A 2,535-nucleotide genomic window follows, 5' to 3' on the forward strand; every position below is an offset into this window, starting at 1 on the left:
CCGAGCCCGGGCCTTCCACGGTGATCGCGACACCGGGAGCGAGGGCCGCGAACTCCTCGGCCTGCTGCTGCACGATCGGGAAGACGGTCGACGAACCCGAGACCAGATACTCGCCCTCGAGATCCTCCACCGGAATGTCCACCGGACGATCGACATCGACAGCAACGTCGGAGCCGCCACGGGCAACCACCTGCGTCGGCTCGTCGTTCAACGCGTCGACGACCGCCGCCACCAGGGCGAAGACAGCCAGGAGAGCGACAACGAGACCGACGCTGCGCATGCGATCGGCGCGACTGGGGGGGAGGAAGTCGGTCACGTGGAATCACGCTACGGAGCGCGTCTGGACGGACGTCGACCCTCGGGTGAACGCCCGCCTTCGCCGAGGTGAACGCTGGGTGAACGAGCCGGGCCAGGCACTCCCTCTCGCTGCCTGTTACGTTCCGTCCGGCTATGAAGACCGCGCAGACGAATCCGGTCGAACGCGAGATGCCCGCAGGTGTGCAGGCGATGTTCGTTCTCACACTGATCTACGTGTTCCTCGTCGGCGTGTCGCTGCTCGAGTCGGGCGTGAAGGTGATGGGTGCCGACACCCAGGAACGTCTGTTCCAAGGGGTGAGCAACCCGTTCGCCGGCCTCTTCGTCGGCATCCTCGGGACGGTGCTCGTACAGTCGTCGTCGGCGAGCACTTCGGTGATCGTCGGCATCGTGGCATCCGGAGCGCTCGGCGTCGATGACGCAGTCCCGATGATCATGGGAGCCAACATCGGGACGACCGTCACCAACACGCTGGTGTCGCTCGGGTCGGCCCGTCAGTCCGAGGAGTTCAAGCGAGCGTTCGCGGCGGCGACCGTCCACGACTTCTTCAACCTCATCGCGGTGGCGATCCTGCTACCGCTCGAACTGGTCACCGGCTGGCTCTCTCGTTCTGCCGAGTGGATCAGCGAGCAGCTCGTCGGGTCGGCCGGCGTCGAGTACAACAGCCCGATCAAACGCTGGGTCAAGGAGCCGGTGGGCTGGATCGAGGATCTGGTCGGTGATTTCGGGGTCGAGACCACCGCGCTCGGCACGATCATGGTGCTGATCGGACTCGTGATCGTGCTTCTGGCGCTCACCTTCATCACGCGCAACATGCGACGCCTCGTCGCCGACCGCATCGAACGCAGCCTCAACGCGATGCTCGGCAAGGGCGGCGGCACGGTCGCAATTCTCCTGGGCCTCGTCATCACCGTTGCCGTGCAGTCGTCGAGCATCACGACGTCGATCATGGTGCCGCTCGCGGCTGCGGGCGTCGTCAGCATTCACAACATCTATCCCGTGACCCTCGGCGCCAACGTCGGTACGACCATCACGGCACTCCTTGCGGCCCTGGCCGCCGCCAATGCCAACGCCCTCACGGTGGGGCTCGTCCACACTCTCTTCAACGTGACGGCGATCATCATCCTCTACCCCGTGCCCAAGATCCGAAAGATCCCCATCCGACTTGCCCAAGGCCTCGCAGAGATCGCGGTGGCACGCCAGGCATTGGCGATCGGCTACGTGGTAACCGTTTTCATCGTGATTCCGCTCGTCGGTGTCGCGGTCTTCCGTTGAAAGGCGACACAACATGGTCATGTCATTCTTCCGTCGGAGCGACGGCGGCGGCTTCGAGGCCATCACCGCCCGTACCGTCTCCATGCTGGCCGATGCCCGTCACAGCTTCGACCTGGCCTCCACCGCGGTCCTGAGCGGCGCCGACGTGCGCACCGTCGCCGACGACATCCGGGCCACCGACGAGCGAATAAATCGAACCGAGCAACAGCTCCGCGGCGAACTCGTGGTCCATGTCTCGGTGCAGGGCAGCGACGACATCGGCGAGGTCCTCGGCTACACGCTCCTCATCAAGAAGATCGAGCGAATCGGCGACCAGGCCAAGAACATCCTCGACCTCGCCGAAGAGGGGATCGATCTCTCGCGCGCTCCTGACTCGGCCGAACTCACTCGGATCCGACGCACCATCTCCGACATGATGGGCGAGGCGGCCGACTTCCTGTCCGGCGCCGACATGGACGAGGCCGCTGCCTTCCGCGAACGGGCCGACATGCTCCGCGGTGAACTCGAGGCCAAGATCCGCGATTGCATGCACTCCGATCTCCCCGGTCACGAAGTCGTTCCTCGGGCGATCCTCTACCGCTACTGGAAGCGCATCGTCGCAAACGTCGGCGGGGTGGTCACCACGGCGACCGAACCGCTCCAGCATCAGGGATACTTCGACGACGGCACGACCGACATCGACGACTGACACCGACCCGGAAACGCCTGACGGCGGAACGGTCACCGACATCACTCGGTGACCGTCCCGCCGTGGAGAGGCATCCCCCTCGAGGGAGGTTGGTGAGACTCAGCCCCAGCTGCGGCCAGTGGTTCGGTTCTCCCAGATCGCCTGGGCGAGTACCTGATCGGAGTCGGCCAAGTCCACATAGCCCGCGGTGGTGACCGACTCGAGGCCGACGTCGCTCATCATGTAGTCGACGAAGGCGGCGACCGACGGGTCGGTCG

The 2,535-nt window shown here is 65.2% G+C and carries 3 protein-coding genes; 2 read left to right on the top strand and 1 reads right to left on the bottom strand.

All coding sequences use genetic code 11. The features are described from left to right. The coding region (locus tag R2707_21260; GenBank protein MEZ5247629.1) for a hypothetical protein at positions 1–316 on the bottom strand (316 nt) is incomplete at its 3' end. Between the two features lie 134 nt (positions 317–450). Between R2707_21260 and R2707_21265 the strand changes: the two genes are divergently transcribed. Next, positions 451–1,590, top strand: coding sequence for a Na/Pi symporter (locus tag R2707_21265; protein ID MEZ5247630.1), 1,140 nt, complete (start codon positions 451–453; stop codon positions 1,588–1,590). 19 nt (positions 1,591–1,609) lie between these two features. Beyond that, positions 1,610–2,278, top strand: coding sequence for a PhoU domain-containing protein (locus tag R2707_21270; protein MEZ5247631.1), 669 nt, complete (start codon positions 1,610–1,612; stop codon positions 2,276–2,278). Positions 2,279–2,535: the final 257 nt, after the last annotated feature.

It is taken from the genome of Acidimicrobiales bacterium, from assembly GCA_041394245.1.
Taxonomy (GTDB): domain Bacteria; phylum Actinomycetota; class Acidimicrobiia; order Acidimicrobiales; family Aldehydirespiratoraceae; genus JAJRXC01.

Coding starts and splice junctions, on each gene's coding strand:
- R2707_21265 (MEZ5247630.1), top strand. CDS start 451: ATGAAGACCGCGCAGACGAATCCGGTCGAACGCGAGATGCCCGCAGGT.
- R2707_21270 (MEZ5247631.1), top strand. CDS start 1,610: ATGTCATTCTTCCGTCGGAGCGACGGCGGCGGCTTCGAGGCCATCACC.